General features: G+C 45.8%; 17 protein-coding genes. 2 read left to right on the forward strand and 15 right to left on the reverse strand.

The genetic code is table 11. From position 1 onward, the window contains the following. Positions 1-3 precede the first annotated feature (3 nt). From H5T88_05555 to H5T88_05565, 3 genes are all read right to left on the reverse strand, one after another. The gene (locus tag H5T88_05555; GenBank protein ID MBC7329809.1) at positions 4-1,584 is read right to left on the reverse strand and encodes a phosphoglycerate dehydrogenase; all 1,581 of its coding nucleotides are present in this window, start codon (positions 1,582-1,584) and stop codon (positions 4-6) included. A gap of 1 nt (position 1,585) precedes the next feature. Further along, the gene (locus tag H5T88_05560; GenBank protein MBC7329810.1) at positions 1,586-2,725 is read right to left on the reverse strand and encodes an alanine--glyoxylate aminotransferase family protein; all 1,140 of its coding nucleotides are present in this window, start codon (positions 2,723-2,725) and stop codon (positions 1,586-1,588) included. Positions 2,726-2,822: 97 nt separating this feature from the next. Next, positions 2,823-3,230, reverse strand: a complete 408-nt coding sequence (locus tag H5T88_05565; protein ID MBC7329811.1) for a YjbQ family protein — start codon at positions 3,228-3,230, stop codon at positions 2,823-2,825. 179 nt (positions 3,231-3,409) lie between these two features. On the opposite strand from H5T88_05565, the gene H5T88_05570 reads away from it, so the two are divergent. After that, positions 3,410-5,527, forward strand: a complete 2,118-nt coding sequence (locus H5T88_05570; GenBank protein MBC7329812.1) for a glycoside hydrolase family 3 C-terminal domain-containing protein — start codon at positions 3,410-3,412, stop codon at positions 5,525-5,527. Positions 5,528-5,545: 18 nt separating this feature from the next. On the opposite strand, the gene H5T88_05575 is transcribed toward H5T88_05570, so the two are convergent. From H5T88_05575 to H5T88_05585, 3 genes are read right to left on the reverse strand one after another with little or no spacing between them, the layout of a single operon-like run. Continuing rightward, the gene (locus H5T88_05575) at positions 5,546-7,831 is read right to left on the reverse strand and encodes a hypothetical protein (GenBank protein MBC7329813.1); all 2,286 of its coding nucleotides are present in this window, start codon (positions 7,829-7,831) and stop codon (positions 5,546-5,548) included. Then, on the reverse strand, positions 7,828-8,325 hold the full coding sequence (locus tag H5T88_05580; GenBank protein MBC7329814.1) for a hypothetical protein: 498 nt from the start codon (positions 8,323-8,325) through the stop codon (positions 7,828-7,830). Before H5T88_05580 ends, H5T88_05575 begins: the two co-directional genes overlap by 4 nt. Positions 8,326-8,371: 46 nt before the next feature. After that, positions 8,372-9,370 (reverse strand): glycoside hydrolase family 99-like domain-containing protein, encoded by a 999-nt coding sequence (locus H5T88_05585; protein ID MBC7329815.1) that lies wholly within the window; start codon positions 9,368-9,370, stop codon positions 8,372-8,374. Positions 9,371-9,465: 95 nt separating this feature from the next. Between H5T88_05585 and H5T88_05590 the strand changes: the two genes are divergently transcribed. Continuing rightward, positions 9,466-10,674 (forward strand): neutral/alkaline non-lysosomal ceramidase N-terminal domain-containing protein, encoded by a 1,209-nt coding sequence (locus tag H5T88_05590; GenBank protein MBC7329816.1) that lies wholly within the window; start codon positions 9,466-9,468, stop codon positions 10,672-10,674. Here H5T88_05590 and H5T88_05595 read toward each other — a convergent pair. From H5T88_05595 to mfd, 9 genes are all read right to left on the reverse strand, one after another. Then, the gene (locus tag H5T88_05595; GenBank protein MBC7329817.1) at positions 10,630-11,796 is read right to left on the reverse strand and encodes a cation:proton antiporter; all 1,167 of its coding nucleotides are present in this window, start codon (positions 11,794-11,796) and stop codon (positions 10,630-10,632) included. The two genes, H5T88_05590 and H5T88_05595, sit on opposite strands and share 45 nt — an antisense overlap. After that, complete coding sequence (locus H5T88_05600) at positions 11,797-12,906, reverse strand: DUF362 domain-containing protein (protein ID MBC7329818.1); 1,110 nt, start codon at positions 12,904-12,906, stop codon at positions 11,797-11,799. It lies immediately after the preceding gene. A gap of 30 nt (positions 12,907-12,936) precedes the next feature. Then, positions 12,937-13,398: a bifunctional nuclease family protein gene (locus H5T88_05605; GenBank protein ID MBC7329819.1), complete on the reverse strand. Its 462-nt coding sequence runs from the start codon at positions 13,396-13,398 to the stop codon at positions 12,937-12,939. A 17-nt stretch (positions 13,399-13,415) separates the two neighbouring features. Continuing rightward, entirely contained in the window at positions 13,416-14,738 is a 1,323-nt protein-coding gene (gene rho / locus H5T88_05610; GenBank protein MBC7329820.1) for a transcription termination factor Rho, read from the reverse strand. A 6-nt stretch (positions 14,739-14,744) separates the two neighbouring features. Beyond that, on the reverse strand, positions 14,745-15,287 hold the full coding sequence (gene hpt / locus H5T88_05615; protein MBC7329821.1) for a hypoxanthine phosphoribosyltransferase: 543 nt from the start codon (positions 15,285-15,287) through the stop codon (positions 14,745-14,747). 18 nt (positions 15,288-15,305) lie between these two features. After that, complete coding sequence (gene guaA / locus H5T88_05620) at positions 15,306-16,847, reverse strand: glutamine-hydrolyzing GMP synthase (GenBank protein MBC7329822.1); 1,542 nt, start codon at positions 16,845-16,847, stop codon at positions 15,306-15,308. 135 nt (positions 16,848-16,982) lie between these two features. Next, on the reverse strand, positions 16,983-17,567 hold the full coding sequence (rdgB, locus tag H5T88_05625; protein ID MBC7329823.1) for an RdgB/HAM1 family non-canonical purine NTP pyrophosphatase: 585 nt from the start codon (positions 17,565-17,567) through the stop codon (positions 16,983-16,985). Next, on the reverse strand, positions 17,564-18,955 hold the full coding sequence (locus tag H5T88_05630; protein ID MBC7329824.1) for a phosphoglucomutase/phosphomannomutase family protein: 1,392 nt from the start codon (positions 18,953-18,955) through the stop codon (positions 17,564-17,566). The genes rdgB and H5T88_05630 overlap by 4 nt, the downstream gene beginning before the upstream one ends. Positions 18,956-18,968: 13 nt before the next feature. Continuing rightward, a complete protein-coding gene (gene mfd / locus H5T88_05635; protein ID MBC7329825.1) occupies positions 18,969-22,085 on the reverse strand; it encodes a transcription-repair coupling factor in 3,117 nt (1,038 codons plus the stop codon). Positions 22,086-22,100: the final 15 nt, after the last annotated feature.

Genomic DNA, 22,100 nt, shown 5'->3' on the forward strand with positions numbered 1-22,100 from the left:
CCCTTAAAACTCCACTACCCAAGCTTTTTCAATTCCCTCTATCTTCTCTATTTCCCGCAAGACATCCTGAGGAATGCTCTCATCAACACTAAGCACCATTACGGCTTTTCCTCTCTTCTCCTCCCTGCCAACATTCATTCCCGCTATGTTTATGTCGTTTTTGCCCAAAATCGTTCCCACCTTTCCTATGATTCCCGGCTTGTCAATGTGGGAGGTGAGGAGGATTATTCCTTCTGGAACGAAATCAACTCTATATCCATCTATATTGACTATGCGTGGCTCGCCCTTCCCTATAACCGTTCCGCCGACCTTCCTAACCTCATTATCACCATATATAGTTGCCGTAGCAAGGTTGGTGTATTCCGAGGGGGTCGTGCTTTTCGTCTCAAGGACGCTTATCCCTCTGCTCTCCGCGATAATGGGGGCGTTTACTAAATTCACAGGGAGGGAAAGGACGGGTTCCAGTATTCCCTTCAATAGGGAGCGGGTAAGGGGGCTTGTTTCCACCTCCCCTATCTCTCCTTGATATGAAACCTCTATTTTGCTAATCCTTTTGCCTCCGATGGCAGCTAAAAGCCTCCCCATTTTCTCCATTAGTGGGATATAGGGTTGAATGAAGGAAAGAACCTCAGCTGGGAGAACGGGAAGGTTAACCGGGCTGGATGGAGGTATGCCTTTGAAGAAATTGACGATTTGCTCGGCGACATCAACCGCTACATACTCCTGCGCTTCCACTGTTGAGGCACCGAGATGGGGAGTTACTATCACCTGGTCAAGTTTTAATAGCGGGTGGTCGGGTGGCGGCGGCTCCTGTTCAAACACATCTATTGCGGCGCCTCCTATTATCCCTTCCTCTATCGCCTTTACAAGGGACATCTCATCAATTATTCCTCCTCTTGCCGTGTTTATCAACTTCGCGCCCCTCTTCATCATCCTTAATTCTTCCTCACCGATGAGATGTTTTGTTTCCTTGGTAAGGGGTGTATGAACTGTGACTACATCGGCGGTTTCGAGCAAAGTCGGTAGGTCAACGAGGCGAATATTCATTCTCTCAGCAACTTCATCCGATATGTAAGGGTCATAGGCGATCACTTCCATTCCCAATCCCTGCGCCCTTCTCGCAACTTCCCTTCCTATCCTTCCCAGACCGATTATCCCAAGCTTTTTCCCGAACACCTCCATACCCATAAACTTACTTCTTTTCCATTCCCCTTGTTTGAGCGACATATGAGCTTGAGGGATGTTCCTCGCTAAAGCCAGGAGGAGGGCAATAGTGTGTTCAGCTGCTGCCCTTGTATTCCCTCCCGGGGAATTGACGACGACAATGCCTCTCCGAGTCGCAGTTTCAACATCTATATTATCAACCCCTACCCCTGCTCGCCCTATTATCTTCAAATTAACCCCCGCTTCAATTATCTCCCTAGTGACTTTCGTCCCGCTCCTCACCATCATAGCATCATATTGAGGAATCCTTGCGATAATCTCCTCCTTGGAGAGCCCTGGAAGATAATCAACCTCCATCTCCTGGCGAAGTATTTCCAAGCCCTTCTCGGAAATCTGGTCTGACACAAGTATTTTCGGCAATTCATTGCACCTCCCTTGCTATAAATTCCTCCGCTTCCTTAACTGCTTTCCCTAATTCCAGTGGATAACCCATCATCTTCAAGCCCATTTCCAGAGCAGATAGCGCGACCAGAGCATCTATCACATCAACGTAGCCGAGATGTCCAATGCGGAAAATTGTGTTTTGAATTGCTCCTTGCCCTCCCGCTAAGACGACGCCAAATTTCGTTCTTAAAAGGGAGCGGAGTTTTCTTACATCTATGCCCTCTGGATTATATATAGCTGAAACAGTATTGGAGGCATATTTCTCGTCTCCAAAAAGCTTCAAACCCATCGCTTTCACCCCTCTTCTTATCGTTTCCCCCACGAGCTGATGTCTCCTTTGAACGTTTTCCAAACCTTCCTCCAATATCTGTCTCAGCGCCTCTCTGAGGGCGAAAAGTTGGGGCAATGCAGGAGTATAGGGAGTTTGGTTTCGTTCCATTGATTTGAGCATAGATTTTACATCAAAATAAAAGCGAGGCATTCGGGCACTCTCAGCCTTCTCCAAGGCTCTTTGGCTGACGCAGAGGAAGGAGAGTCCAGGAGGTATCATAAAAGCTTTCTGGGAGCCTCCAACTACTACATCAATACCCAATTCATCTGTCGGTAAATCAATTGCCACAAGTGAGCTTATAGAGTCAACAATCCAGAGGATTTCCCTATCTCCTATAGCTTCTTTTATCTCTTTGAGGTTGTTGGTAACGCCCGTTGATGTTTCATTATGAGTCATTAAGAGAGCTTTTGCATCGGGATTCTCGTCAAGGCATTCCTTTAATCTATCCGGGTCAATCGCTTTCCCCCACTCAAAATCCAATTTAACTACTTTCGCTCCAAAGGCTTTCGCAATAGATGCAAACCTATCTCCGAATACGCCTATGCTGGCACAAATCACCTTATCCCCGGGAGATAGAAAATTCACCACAGCTGCTTCCATTCCTCCAGTGCCAGCCGAAGGGAAGACGATAACCGGATTGGAGGTCTTGAAAACCCTCTTGAGGTTCTCTATAATCTCGCTTTGTAAAGCCTCGTACTCCGGTCCCCTATGATTTATCATTGGGCTGGATAAAACCTTTTGGACCTCCGGCGTTATGGGAGTGGGACCGGGTATGAACAGTCTCATCTTAATCAACGAAAAGCACCTCCTTAAAGAAAAATGGGGATTCCATTATTGAATTATACAGGTTTTTATCTCTTTCGTTAAATATAATATTTTCTTCTTATTCACCGATTACTTTAATAATAACCCTGCGAGTGCGGGGACCGTCCATTTCTATAAGGAAAACATTTTGCCAAGTTCCAACATCCAATCTGCCTCCCGTTAAGGGCATAACGACGAATGGCTTGAAAATTATTGAGCCTAAATGAGCGGTAGCGTTGTCATCTATGCGGTTATGCAAATAGGCACGATTTTCGGGGATTATCTCCCCAAGGAAGGAAAGGACATCTCGCATTAATCCTCCTTCGTGCTCGTTGAGGTAAAGGGCGGCTGTAGCGTGAGGAACGAAAACTATTGCTATTCCGTTCTTTATGCCGCTCTTAGCCACTTCCTCCCTTACCTGTGAGGTTATATCAAGGAGTTCCTTTTTATCCCTTGTTCTAATTGAGAATTCGGAAGAATAGACCATAAACTCTTACCTCCCTTCAATGAATCCTTATCATCCAAATAAATGCGAAATCGTAAGCGCTCAAGTAACCTGTCCTTATATTTCAATTTTAGATTCACAGAATTCAAAAATCAAATATTGACTGTTTTTCAGTAGGATATAAAATAAGGTTAAAAATAAAAAGAAGGAGGCAAACGGCTATGGAGGAAAGAATAAACGAGCTTATTTCTAATCTGAGCATAGAGGAGAAGGTAGCTCAGCTCTGTTCTGTTGGCGGTGAGCATTTGTTGGATTACGAGAGGTTCGCTGAGGAGAAGGCGGAAGAGCTCTTGAAAAACGGTATGGGGGAGATAAGCTATATCCTTCGCCATTTGGACCCCGATAAGGGAGTAGAGATAGGGAACGAGGTGCAAAAATTTGCCCTTGAGAAGACTAAATCCAAGATTCCCATCATAATTCACGACGAATGCCTTCATGGTTGTATGGCAAAGAAATCCACCAGCTTTCCCCAGTCAATTGCCTTGGCAAGCAGTTGGGACCCCGATATGGTTTATGAGGTGGCGAAGGTTATTGGAAAGGAGACAAGAGCAAGGGGAATCCATCAAGCTCTTTCTCCCACCATAAATATCGCGAGAGATGTCAGACATGGTAGGGTTGAGGAGACATATGGTGAGGACCCTTATTTGACATCCAGGATGGCGGTAGCTTTTATCAAGGGTCTCCAGAGCGAGAAGGTTATCGCCACGCCAAAACATTACGCAGCTGATTTCGCCGGCGATGGAGGAAGGGACAGCAGCGCCACCTATTTCTCGGAGAGAACCCTGCGGGAAATCTTCTTCCCCGCTTTCAAAGCGAGCATAGAGGAAGCAAAGGCTTGGTCGATAATGGCAGCTTATAATTCCATAAGTGGGGTGCCCTCTTCCTCCAATAAATGGCTTCTCACAGATGTTCTTAGGGGAGAATGGGGATTTGAGGGGTTCGTCGTCTCGGATTACGGTTCGGTATGGGGGTTATATGGCGCTCATAGGGTAGCGGAAACCTTAGCTGAGGCAGGGAAGCTCGCTCTTGAAGCGGGTTTGGATGTGGAGTTGCCCCATGCGATTTGCTTCCCTGAGCTTGTTAAGCTCTTGAAGGAAGGCACAGTGTCCGAGGATGTTTTGAATGAGGCGGTTAGAAGAGTTCTCAGGGCTAAGTTTTGGTTGGGGCTCTTTGAAAATCCTTTCTCCGACCCAGGGTATGCGAGGCAAATCTGCGATTGCGACGAGCATAGGGAAATGGCATTGAGGGTAGCTGAGAGGTGCATTGTCCTCTTGAAGAACAACGGAATCCTCCCACTGCAGAAGGATATCTCATCCATCGCTGTCATAGGTCCTAATGCAAACGAGGCGAGGTTAGGTGGATATAGTGGCTATGGAATGAAGGTTGTCACTCCCCTTGAGGGGATAATAAGGAAGTTAGGCAAAGGGACGAAGGTTTATTATGCTGAAGGGTGCAAGGTAAGGGATTATTCCAAGGATGGCTTTTCTAAGGCTGTTTCCGCTGCGAGCAAAGCTGATGTGGCGATTTTGGTTATGGGCAACTCAGATGAAACTGAAGGAGAAGGAAGGGATAGATGCGACCTTGATTTGCCCGGCGTTCAGGAGGATTTGATAAAGGCAGTAGTGGATACGGGGACTCCCGTTATCGTCGTGCTTATAAATGGGAGCGCTATAACGATGAGCAAATGGATAGGCTATGTTGATGCTGTTTTGGAGGCTTGGTATCCGGGAGAGGAAGGCGGAAACGCAATCGCGAATGTCATCTTCGGCGATTATAACCCCGGTGGCAAGCTTCCCCTCACCTTCCCAAGATATACAGGTCAGGTCCCCCTCTATTATAATTACAGACCCTGCATTAGAAGCCTTGATTATGTGGAAGTCAGAGGAAGACAACCGCTTTTCCCCTTCGGCTTCGGTTTGAGTTACACAAGCTTCAACTATAAGAACTTGATGGTTTCACCGAGGGTTTCCTCGAGAGGAGACACAATAAGAGTAACTGTTGAAGTGGAAAACACCGGGAAATATGAAGGGGATGAGGTAGTCCAACTCTACTTAAAGGATAAGGTAAGCAGGATTGTTAGACCGGTTTTGGAGCTTAAGAGATTCAAGAGGATACATTTGAAACCTGGGGAATGCCAGAAGGTAGAGTTCTTGCTTGGCGAGGAGGATTTGGCATTTTGGGGTGAGGATTTGAAGCCAGTGGTTGAGCCTGGTCAGTTTGAGGTTTTGGTTGGAGGGAACTCCGAGCAGGGATTGAGGGCGACATTTGAAGTAAAATAAAAGTTCGGAGGGGCTCCCCTATCGGGAGCCCCTCTCTATTTCTATCTTCTCGCTGTGAAAGCTCCATTCTATTTTTAAATATCCTTCATCTGCTTTTGCCATCCAACTTTTCTTCTCACCTGTTAAACAATTTGTTACTGTTATCTTATGAAGAGAGCCCTTCTCTATTTTATATTCCCCACTACCGAGGATTATCGTCCCTAAAGTAGCGAAACTTGGTATTGTCTCCGTTTTTTCGTTAGATAATAAGATTTTCCCTCCCCTTCCCACAATTTTCAATTCTACTTTATTAGGTGTATAACTCTCAATGTGAACCGTTAGGTCGCTTGGTTGAACCTGCAGGGGGACGGGATTTGAAAGAATGCGCAATTCATATTCGTTCAAAGGAACTATTATCTCCTTCAAATTTCCTTCCAAGGGGGCGGTAACGCAGGAGGGAAAAAATTGTTCAAAGGGAGTTATATAGATAAGTGCATTCTTCTGAGGGGCGAGGTTTAAAAGAGCGATTCCATCTTTCAGGAACATCATCCTACCAGTCTGGGGAAAGAGGGCATCAAGCAGGTAGCTGTCAGCTCTCCAACTTAAGATAGCTTGATGAAATTCGTTGAAAAGTTTATTGTAGGGAAGCCAATTTCGCCAAAGAGGAAAAGTCGCGTAAATCCCCCAGCCTAAACCTACCTTCTTTATCAATATTCCGGCAACAGCCATCCTACCGCCCGCACCCACAAGAGCTCCTAAGGTTGCGAGTATGTCGGTTTTCCCTCCCACATAAACAAAGCCGATGCATCCATCAACCGCGAAACCCTTGGCATTTCCATCGCTCGCTTTATTTTTCTTAAGCAGGGGAAAGAGAGGGTGTTCAATATTCACGCGAAAATTTCCCCTTCCTTTCGTTATTGTGAAGAATCCATCTAATCCGAAATTGTTCCTTAGGAATTTGTTGGCGCTTGCCAAAGTTCCTCCCTCATAACAAGCAAAACCGATGTCAGCAACCAAAATACCCCCCATTAATATGAAACTTTGCAGGAGCTCCTCTGCGCTGGGTGGGATTAGAAAGGCCGAGGGTGCTAAGATGACTTTGTAGCGGAAAATGTTAACTTTGTCCAAATCCTCTACGCTTAGATAATCTATTCCACCGTATGCGGAGCCAAATCTAAGCGCGAAGAAAAGGTCGCTTGGTTGATTTATTAGGGGAGTTTGTAGGAAGCCGTAAAGCCCTCTTCCCTCCAAATTGAAGCCTTCAAGAAATGGTTCATATAAAACAGCTATTCTATTTTGAGGTTGAAGTGGGTTTTGCCTTTTGTTTCTCCTTATTAGTTCCTTTAGCTCCTTCAATTCCTTAAGAATTGCCCAGTTATCAAATCCTATTCCGCCTGCTCCTTCAATGTAGGCATTATTCAGCCACTCTTGGAGAAGATAAGGGGTCGTCTTATACTCCCCTTCTTTTATGATGTGGAGAATCGTTATCGGGGTAAATAGACCTCCTCTTCTTGCCATTGCAACTCCATGGGGATTATGAGCGAGGAAATCCATTTCCACCTCGCCAGGATAGAGTGCTAATGTAACGCCATCGTATCCCGGTGGAACCGATACGATTGATTTATAATCCTTAAGCATACCCGTTATCACCCAGCGTTCTTTGCCTATATCTGCTCCTTTAATTTCCCCCAGCCATAAATTAAGCAGGTCTCTAAGGCTCCACCATTTATAAAGCGCCAAGTCTAAAGAGGCACGACTTATTCCATAATGAGGGATTTCCCCTTCCTTATCCGCTGAAAGTTCCTGAACGACCTTAAGGTTTACCTCTTCCGGGAAATTTAGTTCCTTTCCCCAAGCTTGTGAGAGATTGGGGAAGGAGCCATACCACATAAGAAGGTAGGATAGGAAATCGCTCTCGCTATATTCAATTGCTCCAGATGGGTCATAGCCGAGCGCCCAAACGAGCCGAGGTAAGTCTTTAAATCTTTCCACTACTGACCGCACCCAAGAGCTGGTTTTTTCCTGATAATCTTTGTTTATCGGACTGCGAGAACCGAAATCAGGTGTCTCTAGATGAAGGCAAATTATCGGTAGAAGTTCCTGCCTAACCGCTTCCTTAATTAAAGCTTCCTTCTTTTCCATTTGTTTATCTTGAAATGTTATGTCAACCCAAATGGAATTAAATCCCCATTCTTTATACTCCGATAGCTCCTTCTCATCATCAAGACCGAGAGCAAAATAAAGGAAGGGAAGGGGATGAGAAGGAATGGTAAAAAGAAGGAGGAAAAGGGGAAGGCATTTTTTTAAGAAATCTCCTATCCTCATAGCTTGTAGCCTGAGTTTTTTAATTCCCTTTCAACGATTTCGGGGAAGCGTTGTTCAGCGATATTCATATATTTCCCAATCCACTCCTCCCTTAATCCATTTTGCCATTTCATTGGCTCATATCTACAAATCATGCTGAGCAGGAAGGAGATAGCGAGATGGGCGCTCGGCTCATCCAGATTTAGAACCCTGGGAAAATCCATACCTTCCACGCATCCCATCAAGTCTCTCATTTTAAAGCGTGTGCCCGACTTTATAGGTGTGGAGGAAAAGCAAAGGTGGAAGCTTTGGAAAAGCCCTTTTTCCTTCACAATGACCTCCCTTTCAAGTAGAGTATTCCCTTCCTCTCTCGTTCCCCTATTCGTCAAGCCATGGGTGGGTTCATCCTTGGGGGCACCTAACTTGGAAGCTATCAAAGCCTTTGCGAAGAGGGAGAAGGAGCAGAAAAGAAGGTGCGGTTTACTCAAAAGAGAGGCAGATTTAGCGAGACGCATGTATTCCCTCGCCTGGGAAAGGCAGAAGGAGATATAAGAGAGAAGTTCATTTTCCTTTCTTGAAGCGATTAGCGTATTCTCTTGTGAGCTGGAGGTAGAATCTCCCATATTCAACGCTCGGTTCTATCTCCGTTCCCTCATGCCATTCGTTAAAGGAACATATGAGGACCCAGTCCACATCCGCCTTTATAGCGCTTTCCCAAAGTTCCCTGTAAAGCTTTCCATCATCCCTCAGGCGAATCAAAGGGTTATTCGGTCTAACATTTGAATCGTCATAGCCTGGGATAACGGTAGCGCAGGAAATTTTTCCCCTTTTGGCACATATCTCCTTACAACTTCTATACCTCCTATACATATCCGCCTTTGCTAAAATAGCGCCAACTGGGTTGTATTCGTGTAAACCGTCAAAGAAATCAAGCCAACGGGAATTAAGGGAATCAGCGATGAAAAGGACATTCCCTTTCCTCAATCTCTTCACTTCTTTTATGACATCTTCCCATTTATCCCCCAGCTGACCCATTGCTCTACCATAGATAAATATAACCGGTTTGTTATCGAACTTAAAGAAGGCAGGGCTGTTAGCGTATTCGTTTAAGATATACATCAAATCCTTTACAGTGGCTTCAACCTTATCCACGGCGACAGGGGAAACTTGTTCATAATAAATCGTGAGCTTCACGGGAATCCCTTTCTCCTTCTCCGCTATTTTCAGCGCTTTCCTGAAAGCTCTATCAGTGAAGTCATCCATTCCCCACCAGCTGTAAATAAGGGCATCTATTCCTGCCCATTTTGCGAGGGATAAGTGCTCTTTGATAACCTGTGGGTCGTTTGAGTCATATAGTTTGAGGGGATGATTAGTGGTCCCAGTATCGGGGATATTTCCCGAGAGGAGGATTTCTGGGTTATGGCCAGCTTCGTTCCAGTGCACCCAGGCTCCTGAAATCTCGGGCGTTCCATACCAAGGATAATAGAAAGCGAGAACCCTCTTCTGGGGAGAGGCGAGAGAACAAAAGAGGATAAGAGAAAGGAACAATTTCTTTGACATTTCTTCTTAGTAATGTAATTATAAAATGAGATAAATTAAAGTCAAGACTTTTTTAATAAACGAAGAATTACTTTTGGACATAGGAGGGATATTTTGTGCCGAAAATTCTTTTATTAATCTTCTTGCTTTCACTATTTATTCTCCCCTTAGCTGAGGCTGGACTTCTTGCCGGAGCGAGCAGGGTGAAGATAACACCATCATATAGCGTTTATCTAGCTGGTCTGGGAAATAATAGAAAAAGCGAGGGAGTACATGACGATATTTACGCCAGTGCCCTTTATTTAAACGATGGTAAAACGAGTGTGGTTATTGTTTCCCTTGATTTAATAGGTTTATTTCACGACGATGTTGAGGATATCCGCGGAAATAAAAATGACATTATAATCGCTTGCACTCATCAACATTCTGGTCCCGATACCCTGGGATTGTGGGGTCCGGATGAAACAACATCTGGTGTTAACCCCGAATACCTTGCCTTTGTCAAAGGCAAAGTGAGGGAAGCTATAGATAAAGCGAGGAAATCACCCAAGCCGGCAATTTTAAAAGTAGGGGAAGCAAGGGTAAGCGAAGTGGCGTATAATGCGAGGGAGGAGAGCCTTTTAGACCCAACGATGACTTGTTTGTTTGTGGAAAGTCCTGATGGAAAACCTATAGCTATACTTGTCAATTATGCCTGTCATCCCGAGGTTCTGTGGGAAGATAATCATTTAATTACCTCGGATTTTGTCTACTATTTGAGAGAGCTATGCGAGCGAAAGATTGGTGGCACGACGCTATTTCTCAACGGGGCATTGGGAGGAATGGTGACGCCGAGGGTAAAGGAACACAGTTTCTCAGAGGCGAGGAGGGTTGGCGAGACAATCGGGGTGGAGGTTATAGAGGCTTGGAGGAAGGCGGAAAAGATACAAAATCCAAAGATAACGCATAGGTGTGCCAGATTCAAGCTGCCGGTTGAGAACCCCCGTTTTCTCCTCGCTTCCCAAATGGGCATATTCAAGAGGAAGATCCAAAGCGGAGGAATAGATACGGAGATGCATTTCCTTGATATCGGTGGAAAACTGCAGATTTTGACCAATCCTGGTGAGGCCTTGCCTAAGGTAGGCTTTGCTTTAAAGGAGTTGTTGAAGGCTAAATATAAAATGATAATCGGTTTAGCCTGTGATGAGATTGGCTATATACTTACCAAGGAGGATTTTGGCACCCAGCTTTACTCATATGAAAGTTCTATGAGTTTAGGTCCTAAAATAGCTGATGTCCTATTACAATTTGGGAGGAAGTTGGTGAGCGGAACGCTCGCTGAGTGAGAGATGTAAAATTAAAGGGGCTATTATCGTGGTTAACATGATTACCAAAACCAATATGGAATAGTCGGCATAGGAAAGGATACGATGGGACAAGGAGTAAGAAGCTAGAACGAGACCGACTTCCCCTCTGGGCACCATCCCCACGCCGATAATCCACCTCTTTAGTCCTTTTCCTGGAGAGGATAGTCCAGCGATTAGTTTGCCTGAAAAAGCGATAGCGAAGATTACAAGTATAAACCAAAGGGAAGAAAAGGAGATAGCACCGATTTTCATTTGGGCGCCCATAATGACGAAGAAAAAAGGGGTGAGAAAATCAGCAAGGGGGGTGATTCCTCGTTCTATATGTAGTTTTTGCTCTGTGCGTGATAGGAGAAGCCCACAGGCGAAAGCACCAACTATTGGAGCCAACCCGGCAATTTGAGAAAGAAGAGAAAGAAGGAGAAGAAAGGCTATAACTCCCGCGTAGAGCGCTCCCCTCGTCCTCAAATTAACCAAGACCTTCATTAAGGACGGAGTTATCCGCAAGCCGATTCCTAGCGCAAGTCCGAGAAAAAGCAATGCAAAGATAAACGAGCGGAGTATTAATCCTATGGATATGTTTCCGTGTTCTATGCTCGTGAGAACGGAGAGAACCATAAGAGCTAATACATCGTCTAAAACGGCTGCCCCTAAAATAACATTTGCCTCTCTACTCTTGAGCCATCCTCTTTCCTGCAAAACCCTTGCGGTTATACCCACGCTCGTAGCAGTGAGGACACCTCCTATGAATAATGCCTCCAACGAGCGGTAGCCAAAGGCAAGGGAGATGAGCCAGCCAAGAAAGAAGGGGAGAACGACGCCGACGGTTCCCACCCATATTGAAGCTTTACCTGCCCTCTTAAGCTCTTCTATGTCCATTTCCAATCCTATCTCAAAAAGGAGAAGAATCGCCCCCATCTCGGCGAGGATATGAAGGGTTTCATTGGTTGGGTCGACCCAGTTCAACAAGCTGTAGCCAAGCAAAAGTCCCGTGAAAAGCTCGCCGACGACAGTCGGCAGCCTAATTCTATTCATCAGCTCCCCAAAGCCCTTGGCTAAAACGAGGATGGCGGCGGCTTTAAGCAGGAATTCATTGAAAGACATTTAAATCTTTATCAACTTGTAATTCGTCGTTCCTAAGCCGAGCTCTTCCGCATGCTTCAATTGTAATGTCCAATCAACTTGTGGGAAAAGGGCGCGGAATTTATCCTCGCCTCTCTCTAACCTTTTTCCCAAGGCAGAGCTTTCAATCCCTATTTCCTCGTTAACGAGGTCAGCGGAAGCCTTATCAATTGCAACTGGGTCAAAGGAGGCTAAGATACCGATGTCGGGCACGATTGGCAAGTCAGCCCAACCAACGCAATCGCAGAGGGGGGTTATGTCCATAAGGAAATTGAAGAAACAAACCTTTCCCTTTTTATCCTCAAGGATTGCATAGGCGTATTCCGCGAGCCTTTCCTGCTCAGCGACTGTTTCATCTCCCCAACGGATAGCGATTGCTCCCTGCGGGCAGGAAACAGTACATTCCCCGCAACCTATACACTTTTTCAAATCTATTACCGCTTTGCCGTTTTTAATTTTTATCGCTCCCACCGGGCACCATTTGGCGCAATTCCCGCAACCTATGCATAAATCCACGTTCACTTGTGGGGATAGCTGTGAGTGAAGGGCTTGCTTTCCGCCCCTGCTGGCGCAGCCCATTGCGACATTCTTTAAGGCGCCGCCGAAGCCGAACTGGATATGCCCCTTGAAGTGAGAGAGAACGACCAAAGCATCGGAATAGTAAATCTCTCCCGCAATCTTTATCTGCTTAAAGCGGGGCAAATTCACCCTCTTAACCACGAAGTTCTTCCCCCGCAAACCATCCGCTATGATGATTGGGGCACCGGTGATGGCATAGTCAAATCCATTTAGTATGGCGTTAACAATATGGTCAACGCTGTTGGAACGCCCTCCTCTATAGAGGGTGTTGGTATCGGTCAAGAAGGGCTTCGCTCCCACAGATTTTATCTCCTCAACGATTGGACGGACGAATATGGGACGGAGATAGCGGGTATGTCCTCTCTCTCCGAAGTGAAGCTTGACACCGACAAGGTCGTTCGGTGAGAGGAAGCTGGAGAAGTTCATCTTCTCTATAAGGCGTCTCAATTTGGGGACCAAACCTTCCTCATGGGAAGAAGAGCGGGCGTCTACGAAGTAGACTTCTGCGTCCATAATTCTACCTCCTTTCAAGAGTATGGATTTTTATTGATATTCTTCTTTTGCTGCTTCCAGGAAAACTCTCTCCAGGACATAGATGGGAGCTTTCACTCTCAGGGCGAGGGCAATGGCATCGCTGGGACGGGAATCAACGAAGATGGTCCTATCCGCAACGCCAAGGTAGATTTTCGCATAGTATGTGTCGTGGAAGAGGTCATCAACGACAATCTTCTCCACTTGGACTTCTAACTTTTCCACGATATTCTTTAAGAGGTCATGTGTTAAGGGACGAGGAACGAGCACCTGCTCCGGATATAGAGCTAAGGTTATAGCTAAAGCCTCAAAAGGACCAATCCAAATGTGAAGATTTCTACCCATGTCATCCCTTAAAACTACGAAATTCCTGCCCGCTTGGTCTTCAAAAACCCCTACTACTTTCACGGGAACTTCCTTATCGCCCTCTGGAAATCCCTCAAAATGTTCACCTGGTTCCTCAAAATAAGGCAATTTATTTCGCCTCCTTTTTAGTCTTGCTCAAAGGGTCCTTCCTCTATCATCACAAGTTCCTCAGGGGAGAGGCTGCTTCTCAGTCGCTCAACTACCGTTGAGAAGAACTCCTCGTTCGACCTTGTGCGTTTAAGCCACTTGATTAATTCCTCGGTTGCCTCCGCTGTATCTAAAGAGGCATAGGCTCTCCGCAAAATCCATACACTCTTCAATTCCTTTTCCGTGTAGAGAAGTTCCTCGTGGCGAGTTCCACTTCTTTTTATATCTATCGCTGGGAATATCCTTCTCTCCGCCAACCCTCTATCAAGCACGAGTTCCATATTCCCCGTTCCTTTGAATTCCTCAAATATAACCTCGTCCATCCTGCTACCCGTTTCTATCAATGTCGTGGCGATTATAGTGAGGCTTCCCCCATTCTCAATCTTTCTCGCCGCCCCAAAGAAATGCTTTGGTTTGTAAAGAGCGGCTGGGTCAAGCCCTCCGGAGAGTGTCCTGCCAGATGGGGTACAAGTGAGGTTGGAGGCACGGGATAAACGGGTGAGGCTGTCAAGCAGTATAACAACATCACGCCCCGCCTCCACCAAGCGCTTTGCTTTCTCAAGGGTTAAATCGGCGACCCTCATATGATTTTCCGGCATTTCGTCAAATGTTGAGGAAATCACCTCTCCCCTAACCGACCTTTTAATATCCGTTACCTCCTCGGGACGCTCGTCAATGAGAAGGACAATCAAGTGAACCTCGGGATGATTTGCCGTTATGCTATTCGCTATAGTTTTGAGGAGGGTTGTTTTGCCAGCTTTTGGAGGAGCAACGATCAATCCCCTCTGTCCTTTCCCAATGGGAGCTATTATATCTATAACTCTAGCGGATATATTGTCGGGAGTGGTCTCTAGGCGCAATCGCTCAAAGGGATAGACGGGAACGAGTTCATCAAAATCAACTCGTTTTCTGAGAGATGTTAGCTTTATTCCGTTTATCGTCTCCACCCTTAGAAGTCCATAGTAGCGCTCCGTTTCCTTGGGAGCTCTGGCGAAACCGGCTATAACATCCCCCATCTTGAGCCCCAGTTTCTTTATCTGGGAAGCTGACACATACACATCATCGTTTGATGGACGAAATCCGTTGACCCTGATCAATCCATAACCCTCAGGAAGGATTTCCAACACCCCTTCTATATACCGCAAGCCTGATTTCCAAGCATAATTCTGAATTATATTCTTTATCAAATCCTCCCTGTTGAGGTTCTCTGCTTCGCTAATACCTAAATCCTTAGCGATTCCGAGGAGCGCCTCGTCGCTCATCGCTTCTAATTGGGTAAGGTCTAATTCCATATCCATCATACCTCCTTACTTTCCAGCGTAGACATCGGGTTTCAAAACCCCTACGAATGGTAGATTTCTATATTTTTGGTTAAAGTCCAAGCCATAACCTACAACGAATTTATCGGGAATCTCAAATCCTTTATAATGAATATCCACCTCTACCTGCCTTTTCGCTGGTTTATCTAAGAGAGCACAAACCTTAACGCTCGCTGGCTTCCTAGCTCTTATTATCCGCAAAAGATAATCCAAAGTCAAGCCCGTGTCAACTATATCTTCTACTATTAATATATGTCTTCCTTCAATGCTTTCGTCCAAGTCCTTTATTATTTTAACCACCCCAGATGTTTCAGTATAAGCTCCGTAGCTGGAGATGGCTACAAAATCAACGCAAACGGGAATCCTTATATGTCTAATCAAATCGCTGAGAAAGACGAACGCCCCCCTTAAAACTCCCACTAAAACGAGCTCCCTATCTCTATAATCCTCGCTTATTTTTTCTCCCAGTTCTTTAACTTTCTCCGCAATCTGCTTCTCGGTTAAAAGAATCTCCTGAATGTCGCTTTCCAATCTCGTTATCATATCACATCACTCCCATTCTATTGTTGCAGGTGGTTTAGAAGATATATCATAAACAACCCTGTTTACGCCTTGAACTTCCCGGGTTATGCGATTTGAGATGTTCTCCAAAACCTCGTAAGGCAATCTCACCCAATCGGCTGTCATGGCGTCCTCGCTGGAAACGACCCTCACAGCTATAGTATAATCATAGGTTCTTCTATCTCCCATCACCCCCACTGTTCTAACGGGAAGAAGGACGGCAAAAGATTGCCATACGCTCCTATACAAGCCCGCTTTCTTGATTTCCTCCACGACGATGGCATCCGCTTCCCTTAATATTTCTGCTTTTAAAGGTGTTACCTCGCCGATAATTCTGATGGCTAATCCGGGACCAGGGAAAGGATGACGCCAGACTATATCCGAGCTTAGCCCTAATTCCTCGCCCATCTGCCTAACCTCGTCTTTAAATAAGTAGCGTAACGGCTCTATCAGTTTCAGTTTCATTCTCAGGGGTAATCCACCCACATTATGATGGGTCTTAATCCTCGCTGCTCTTTCCGTTCCGCTCTCTATCACATCGGGATATAGCGTGCCTTGGGCAAGATATCGGACATCCTCAAGCTTGCTTGCCTCTTCCTCAAAGACCTTCACGAACTCCTCTCCAATTATTCTCCTTTTCTCCTCAGGGTCCGTAACGCCCTTTAGCCTTGAAAAGAACCTTTCCTCGCCGTTAACATATATAAGGTTCATTTTGAAATTCTCTCTGAATGTGCGAAGGACATCCTCTACTTCCCCCTTGCGCAGGAGTCCATGATTGACGAATATGCAATAAAGGTTATCCCCCACGACTTTATGCACGAGAACCGCCGTGACCGCGGAATCAACACCGCCACTTAAGGCACAGATGACTTTGCCTCCGTCTTTGACCACCTCTTTTATATATTCTATTGCGCTTTGGATGTAAGAGGTAGTCGTCCATAAGGGTTCACATCCCGCTTGATTATAGAGGAAATTGCGTATCACCTCTATTCCCCAAGGTGTATGAACGACTTCGGGATGAAATTGGACACCGAAGATTTTTCTCTCCGGGCAGGACATAGCGGCAACGGGGGTAGAGCGGGTATAGGCGGTAACCTTGAAGCCTGGAGGTGGTTTAACCACGATATCGGAATGACTCATCCAGGCTATCAAGTCGGGGTTCAATCCTGCGAATATGTCGGAGTCGTCTATTACAAATAGCTCAGTCTTTCCATATTCCGCTTTCTCTCCTCTTCGCACTTCTCCATTAAGCATATAGCTAATCAACTGATGACCATAACAGATGCCCAGTATGGGAATGCCAAGATTGAAAATTTCAGGGTCGCATTTCAAGCTCCCCTCTTCAAAAACGCTGTTTGGACCGCCCGAAAGGATGATTGCCTTGGGATTGATTCTCTTTATCTCCTCGGCGGTTATAGAGGGAGGGACGATTTCGGAATAAACACGACACTCCCTCACCCTTCGCGCGATAAGCTGGCTATACTGGGCTCCGAAGTCCAAAACTAACACTATTTGCTTATGCGGTAAAATGGAGTTATCTCTCTCGGCGATTTTTGATCTCCTTCCTTCCGTGTTTTTTAAAATCAATTATTTATCGCTTTCGCCGACAAATCAACCAGAGGGGGATTTATTTAATTACTATTATATCATAAACGAAAAATTTGTCTATACTTTAAGGCAGATTTTCTCTAAAATCTCCCTTGCCTTTATCAATGCCCTACCCCTATGGCTAACCTTGTTCTTCTCTTCTAAGCTCAGCTCCGCCATCGTTTTCCCAAGCTCTGGAACGAAGAAGATTGGGTCGTATCCGAAGCCTCCCTCTCCTTTTGGCTCATAAGCGATATAACCCTTAACTATGCCCTCAGCTTTTTCCAAAATTCCCTCGGGCGTGGCGATTGCGATAACACAGCGAAATAAAGCCTTCCTCTCTTCCCAACCTTTCCCTTCCAGCAATGACAAGATAAGCTTTATCCTTTCCTCATCGCTTTCTCCCACCCTCTTTGACTTTAACCCAGGGAAACCGCCCAAGCACTCTATCTCCAAACCTGAATCATCCGCCAACGAAATCTCTCCCCAGCGCGATACCGCCTCAATTGCTTTGCGCGAAGCGTTCTCCCAGTAGCTTTCTTCCCCTTCCTCAGATTCAAGAGGAGCTGGTAAGGGGACAATCTGGAGGGGAAGTCCATTTAAAGCCTGCTTCATTTCCCTAAATTTTCCCTTGTTGTTCGTTGCTATTATCAGTTTTCTCATATCAGCTTTTCAATCTCTTCCCTCAAAAGTGATAATGTCTCCTCGGAGTGAGTCTCCATATAGCATCTCGTTATCGGCTCTGTTCCCGAGGGGCGTAGGAGAAGCCAAGAGCCATCTTCAAACTTGAGCTTGACGCCGTCCATTTCGTTTATTTCGCATATCTTCAACCCCGCAAAGGAGGAACTCGCCTTTTTCAAAGCTCTCAGCATTTTCTTTTTCCCTTTTTCCTCAACGGGAATGTCAACCCTTTGGAAGAAGAATCTCCCTATCCTCTCAAAAATCTCCTCTAAAATCTCCTTTAAAGGCTTCCCCCATTTAGCGTATATCTCGCACATCAATAAACAGGCTAAGACGCCGTCCTTTTCCGGTATATGCCCCTTTATCGTCATACCGCCAGACTCCTCCCCTCCTAATAGTCCATCCTCGTCCTTCATTGCCTTGCCCACGAATTTAAAGCCAACGGGCACTTCTTTAAGGGGAAGATTGTAGAGCTTTGCCAAAGAGTCAAGCATGCTCGTCGTTGCAACGCTTCTAACAATCACCCCTTTCAGTTTCCTCTCTTCCACGAGATACTTAAGGACAATAGCAAGCACCTCGTTAGGAGTTATGAAATCGCCTCCCCTATCCACAATGCCAAATCTATCAGCATCTCCATCGGTGGAAAGCCCGATATCGCCTTCCTTTTCCATTTTCTCCCTCAGCTCTATCAGGTTTCCCTCTGATGGGTCGGGAAGCATCTCTCCGAAGAGAGGATTCCTTACATTATGAAGCACTTCCACTTTCCAACCCACATCCCTCAATATCCCGTCAAGGTATCCCCTCCCGCTTGCATAAAGAGGGTCGTATATAGCATAATGAGGATTTTCTTTCAGGAGGGAGAAATCTATCACCTTTTCCAGATGTTTTCTATAGGAAGGAAATGGGTCAAAGCGCTGAACTTTCCCTTTAACTCCTTCTGTTGTCTTTCCCCTTCTTTTCCTGACGAATTTAATTAATTCCTCAATTCTGTCAGTAACATCGGGGAGGGCAGGATGAATATACTCGGGAATGAATTTTATCCCTGAGTATATGGGTGGATTGTGGCTTGCGGTTATCATCACTGCTCCTCCCGCATTGAGTTCCTTTACAGAGAAGGATATGAATGGCGTGGGGACATCCCTTTCCGGGAGGTAAACATCTATGCCGTTTGAGGAAAGAACATCGGCAACCGCTATAGCGAATTCAGGGGAAAGGAAACGGGCGTCGTAGCCGACAATCGCTCCTCTCTCGGCTGTTCCCCTCTCCTTCATAAATAGGGAGATTGCTTCAGCCACTATTCTGACATTTTCAAATGTGAATTCATCTGCTATTACCGCTCTCCAGCCGTCGGTTCCGAACTTGAACTTCATTTCAACCTCCTTTTCAAATTAATTTTAGAAGCAATTGCTGAAGATGTTCAATTAAATTCCTACCGCTGAGACCCTTGATATCTATGACTATCTTTCCGTCAGCCCATCTTCCACCGCCGATCTTTCTTAGCTTTGAGCGGTCGAACTCTTTCAATGTCTGTAGATATAGCCTTCCACCTCTATATTTGAGTGAAAGGAGATTCGCTTTCTTCGCGAGGAAGCGAAGTTGCAGGACCTTGAAGAGGTTCTTCGTTTGCTCGGGCAATTCGCCAAACCTGTCCTTCATTTCCTCCTCCAAGTTTCTCAATTCCTCCTCGGATTGACAGCTTGCCAATCTTTTGTAAAAATCAAGCCTTATTGAGGCGCTCAATATGTATTCCTCGGGGATATAGGCGGAAATGGGTATGTCAACAGGGGGAAGGAAAAATTCCTTCTCTTCTACCTTCTTCCCCCTCAATTCCGCTATGGCTTCCTGCAGAAGGGAAAGATACATATCAAACCCTACAGCCTGGATATGCCCATGCTGTTGAGGTCCGAGGATATTGCCCGCCCCTCTTATCTCTAAATCCCTTATAGCAAGACGCAATCCCGAGCCCAACTGTGAGAATTCTTCTATTGCCTGTAATCTCTCTTTAGCTTCTTTTGTTTTCAACTGCTTGGGGTCGTAGAGAAGATAGGCATAGGCTTGTCTATATGAGCGCCCCACCCTACCCCTTAGCTGATAGAGCTGACCCAATCCGAATGAGGTGGCTTCGTCAATGATGATTGTATTTGCATTGGGCACATCCAAGCCGTTTTCTATTATTGTAGTAGAGACGAGGACATCTATTTTCCCCTCGTAGAAATCTAGCATAGTCCTCTCCAATTCCCTCTCTGGCATAGCGCCATGCGCCACCTTTACCCTCGCATTGGGACATAACCCCTTTATCTTTCTCGCTTCTTCGTAAATATCCTCAATCCTGTTGTGAACATAGAAGCACTGCCCTCCCCTTGCTAATTCCCTGTTTATAGCCTCCGCGATTAACTTATCATCCTTTTTCGCCACTATCGTTTTTATCGGCAATCTCCCCTCGGGAGGTTCGGTTATTATGCTTATATCCCTTATATTGCTAAGAGCCATATTGAGGGTTCTTGGAATTGGGGTGGCGGTAAGGGTTAAGACATCAATCTTCGTCTTCATCTTCTTCAGCGCTTCCTTCTGAAGCACTCCGAACCTTTGTTCTTCATCTATTATAAGCAAGCCGAGATTTTTGAATTTCACATCTTTTGACAAGAGCCTGTGGGTCCCTATTATTATATCAACACTTCCCTTTTCAAGGTCCTCAAGGATTGCCTTTTGCGTCGCTTTTGAAACGAATCTGCTCAATACCTCCACTCTAATGGGAAATGGTTGGAGGCGCTCCTTGAAGACTGCATAGTGTTGCTGAGCTAGAACGGTTGTGGGCACGAGAACTGCCACTTGATAATTATCCATAACAGCCTTGAAGGCTGCCCTAATTGCCACCTCTGTCTTTCCGAATCCAACATCTCCACAAATCAACCTATCCATAGGCTTTGGTGATTCCATATCTCTTTTAACTTCCTCTATGGCTCTCTTTTGGTCCTCCGTTTCCTCATATGGGAAGTATGCTTCAAGCTCGGCTTGCCATGGTGTATCGGGAGAAAAGGAAATTCCCCTTTCTATCTCTCTTCTCGCATAAAGCTCCAAAAGCTCCTTAGCCAATTTCCGCGCTGATTCCTTTGCTTTCCTCTTTATCCTCTCCCATTCCCCTCCGCCAAGCCGACTGAGGGGAGGATTCGCTTCCCCTATATAGCGCTGAAGCTGACGAACATCCTCCACGGGAATATAAAGCTTCGCCCCCTCGGCGTATTCCAAGCAAATATAATCCTTCTTCACACCTTGAACCTCCAAGGGGAAAATTCCCTTGAAAGCTCCAATCCCGTGGCGAGGGTGGACGATGAGGTCCCCAATTCGCATATCGGTTATATCCGATATCTTCGCAACCTCGCGGGAGGGGAATATCGGTCTCGGTCGCCACGCCTTCTTTATCCCTGTGAGCTCTTCATCAGTTATGAATGAAAATTTCCCTTCCGGAATGAGGAATCCACCTCTAAGGGTGAGGGAAAGGAGATTAACTCCACCAATCTTTAGGGAATCCTCGTAGCTCTCCAATTCGCTTATTTTGATTCCTTCCTCTCTCAAAAGGTTCGCCACACCATATCCCTTTCTGGTGCAGATGATTTGCGTCCATCCGAGAGCTTCCCTTGTCTTTATATCTTCTATGAGGAGATTTAACTGCCCTCTATAGGAAGGAGGAGGCAATACCTCAAGATTAACTGTTGGAGAGCGAGGAAAAATGTAAAGGATATTCGCTTCTTGTGGCAAATTGAGGTCATCAGGAGCTACTCCCAACACTATTTTGGGGTAATCTGCAATTATTTCCTCAATTTTTCTTCCTTTGCCCGAGTCGAGGAGTGAGAAAATATCCTCCTCCTTCGTTCTTTCATAGGAGCGCTGGGTTGAGATATCAAAACGGCGTATCTCCTCAATCGTATCGCCGAGAAATACGAGGCGAATTGGTTGGGGAAGATGAGGAGGGAAGATATCAATAATCCCACCCCTCACCGCAAATTCCCCCGGACCCTCTACGATATCAACTCTTTCATAGCCAAGCTCTATTAGCCTTTTCAATAGCTCTTCAAAAGGGAAATCTTTTCCCTCTTCAATCTTAATATACTCCCTCTCCCCTATCCTCTGACCAAGGGTTTGAAAAGGTATGACGACCTTTCCTCTTCCTCTTTTCAATTCCTCAAGGGAGTTGATTTGCCAGTGGAGGAGTTCTTCTTCAAGGAACTCCTCGTGATGAGGAGGAAGGAATTGAACATCTAAGCCGATATCGTAAAGCTCCTCGTAAAGCTTCCTTCCCGATATGAAATCGGGAGTGATGATTACCGCTTTCTCCATCTCCCTCAGCAACCCAGCCACCAGGAGGGTATAGAGTGAGCCTACATTCTCTATACCGACCCATCCCTTCCCCTTACCTTTGAGGAAGGAAAAGAGTGTCTCGGAAAGAGAAGGAAGGGATAAAAGGCTACCCCAAATACTCTCCGGGTTTAGCTTTATCACCATTATCCTTTTTAAATT

This window comes from bacterium, from assembly GCA_014360495.1.
GTDB lineage: Bacteria > Armatimonadota > JACIXR01 > JACIXR01 > JACIXR01 > JACIXR01.

What these genes read in the sequence shown, in the direction of transcription:
- H5T88_05560 (MBC7329810.1), bottom strand. Translation starts at nt 2,725, where the DNA reads ATGAGACTGTTCATACCCGGTCCCACTCCCATAACGCCGGAGGTCCAA.
- H5T88_05565 (MBC7329811.1), bottom strand. Translation starts at nt 3,230, where the DNA reads ATGGTCTATTCTTCCGAATTCTCAATTAGAACAAGGGATAAAAAGGAA.
- H5T88_05570 (MBC7329812.1), top strand. Translation starts at nt 3,410, where the DNA reads ATGGAGGAAAGAATAAACGAGCTTATTTCTAATCTGAGCATAGAGGAG.
- H5T88_05575 (MBC7329813.1), bottom strand. Translation starts at nt 7,831, where the DNA reads ATGAGGATAGGAGATTTCTTAAAAAAATGCCTTCCCCTTTTCCTCCTT.
- H5T88_05580 (MBC7329814.1), bottom strand. Translation starts at nt 8,325, where the DNA reads ATGCGTCTCGCTAAATCTGCCTCTCTTTTGAGTAAACCGCACCTTCTT.
- H5T88_05585 (MBC7329815.1), bottom strand. Translation starts at nt 9,370, where the DNA reads ATGTCAAAGAAATTGTTCCTTTCTCTTATCCTCTTTTGTTCTCTCGCC.
- H5T88_05595 (MBC7329817.1), bottom strand. Translation starts at nt 11,796, where the DNA reads ATGTCTTTCAATGAATTCCTGCTTAAAGCCGCCGCCATCCTCGTTTTA.
- H5T88_05600 (MBC7329818.1), bottom strand. Translation starts at nt 12,906, where the DNA reads ATGGACGCAGAAGTCTACTTCGTAGACGCCCGCTCTTCTTCCCATGAG.
- rho (MBC7329820.1), bottom strand. Translation starts at nt 14,738, where the DNA reads ATGATGGATATGGAATTAGACCTTACCCAATTAGAAGCGATGAGCGAC.
- rdgB (MBC7329823.1), bottom strand. Translation starts at nt 17,567, where the DNA reads ATGAGAAAACTGATAATAGCAACGAACAACAAGGGAAAATTTAGGGAA.
- H5T88_05630 (MBC7329824.1), bottom strand. Translation starts at nt 18,955, where the DNA reads ATGAAGTTCAAGTTCGGAACCGACGGCTGGAGAGCGGTAATAGCAGAT.
- mfd (MBC7329825.1), bottom strand. Translation starts at nt 22,085, where the DNA reads ATGGTGATAAAGCTAAACCCGGAGAGTATTTGGGGTAGCCTTTTATCC.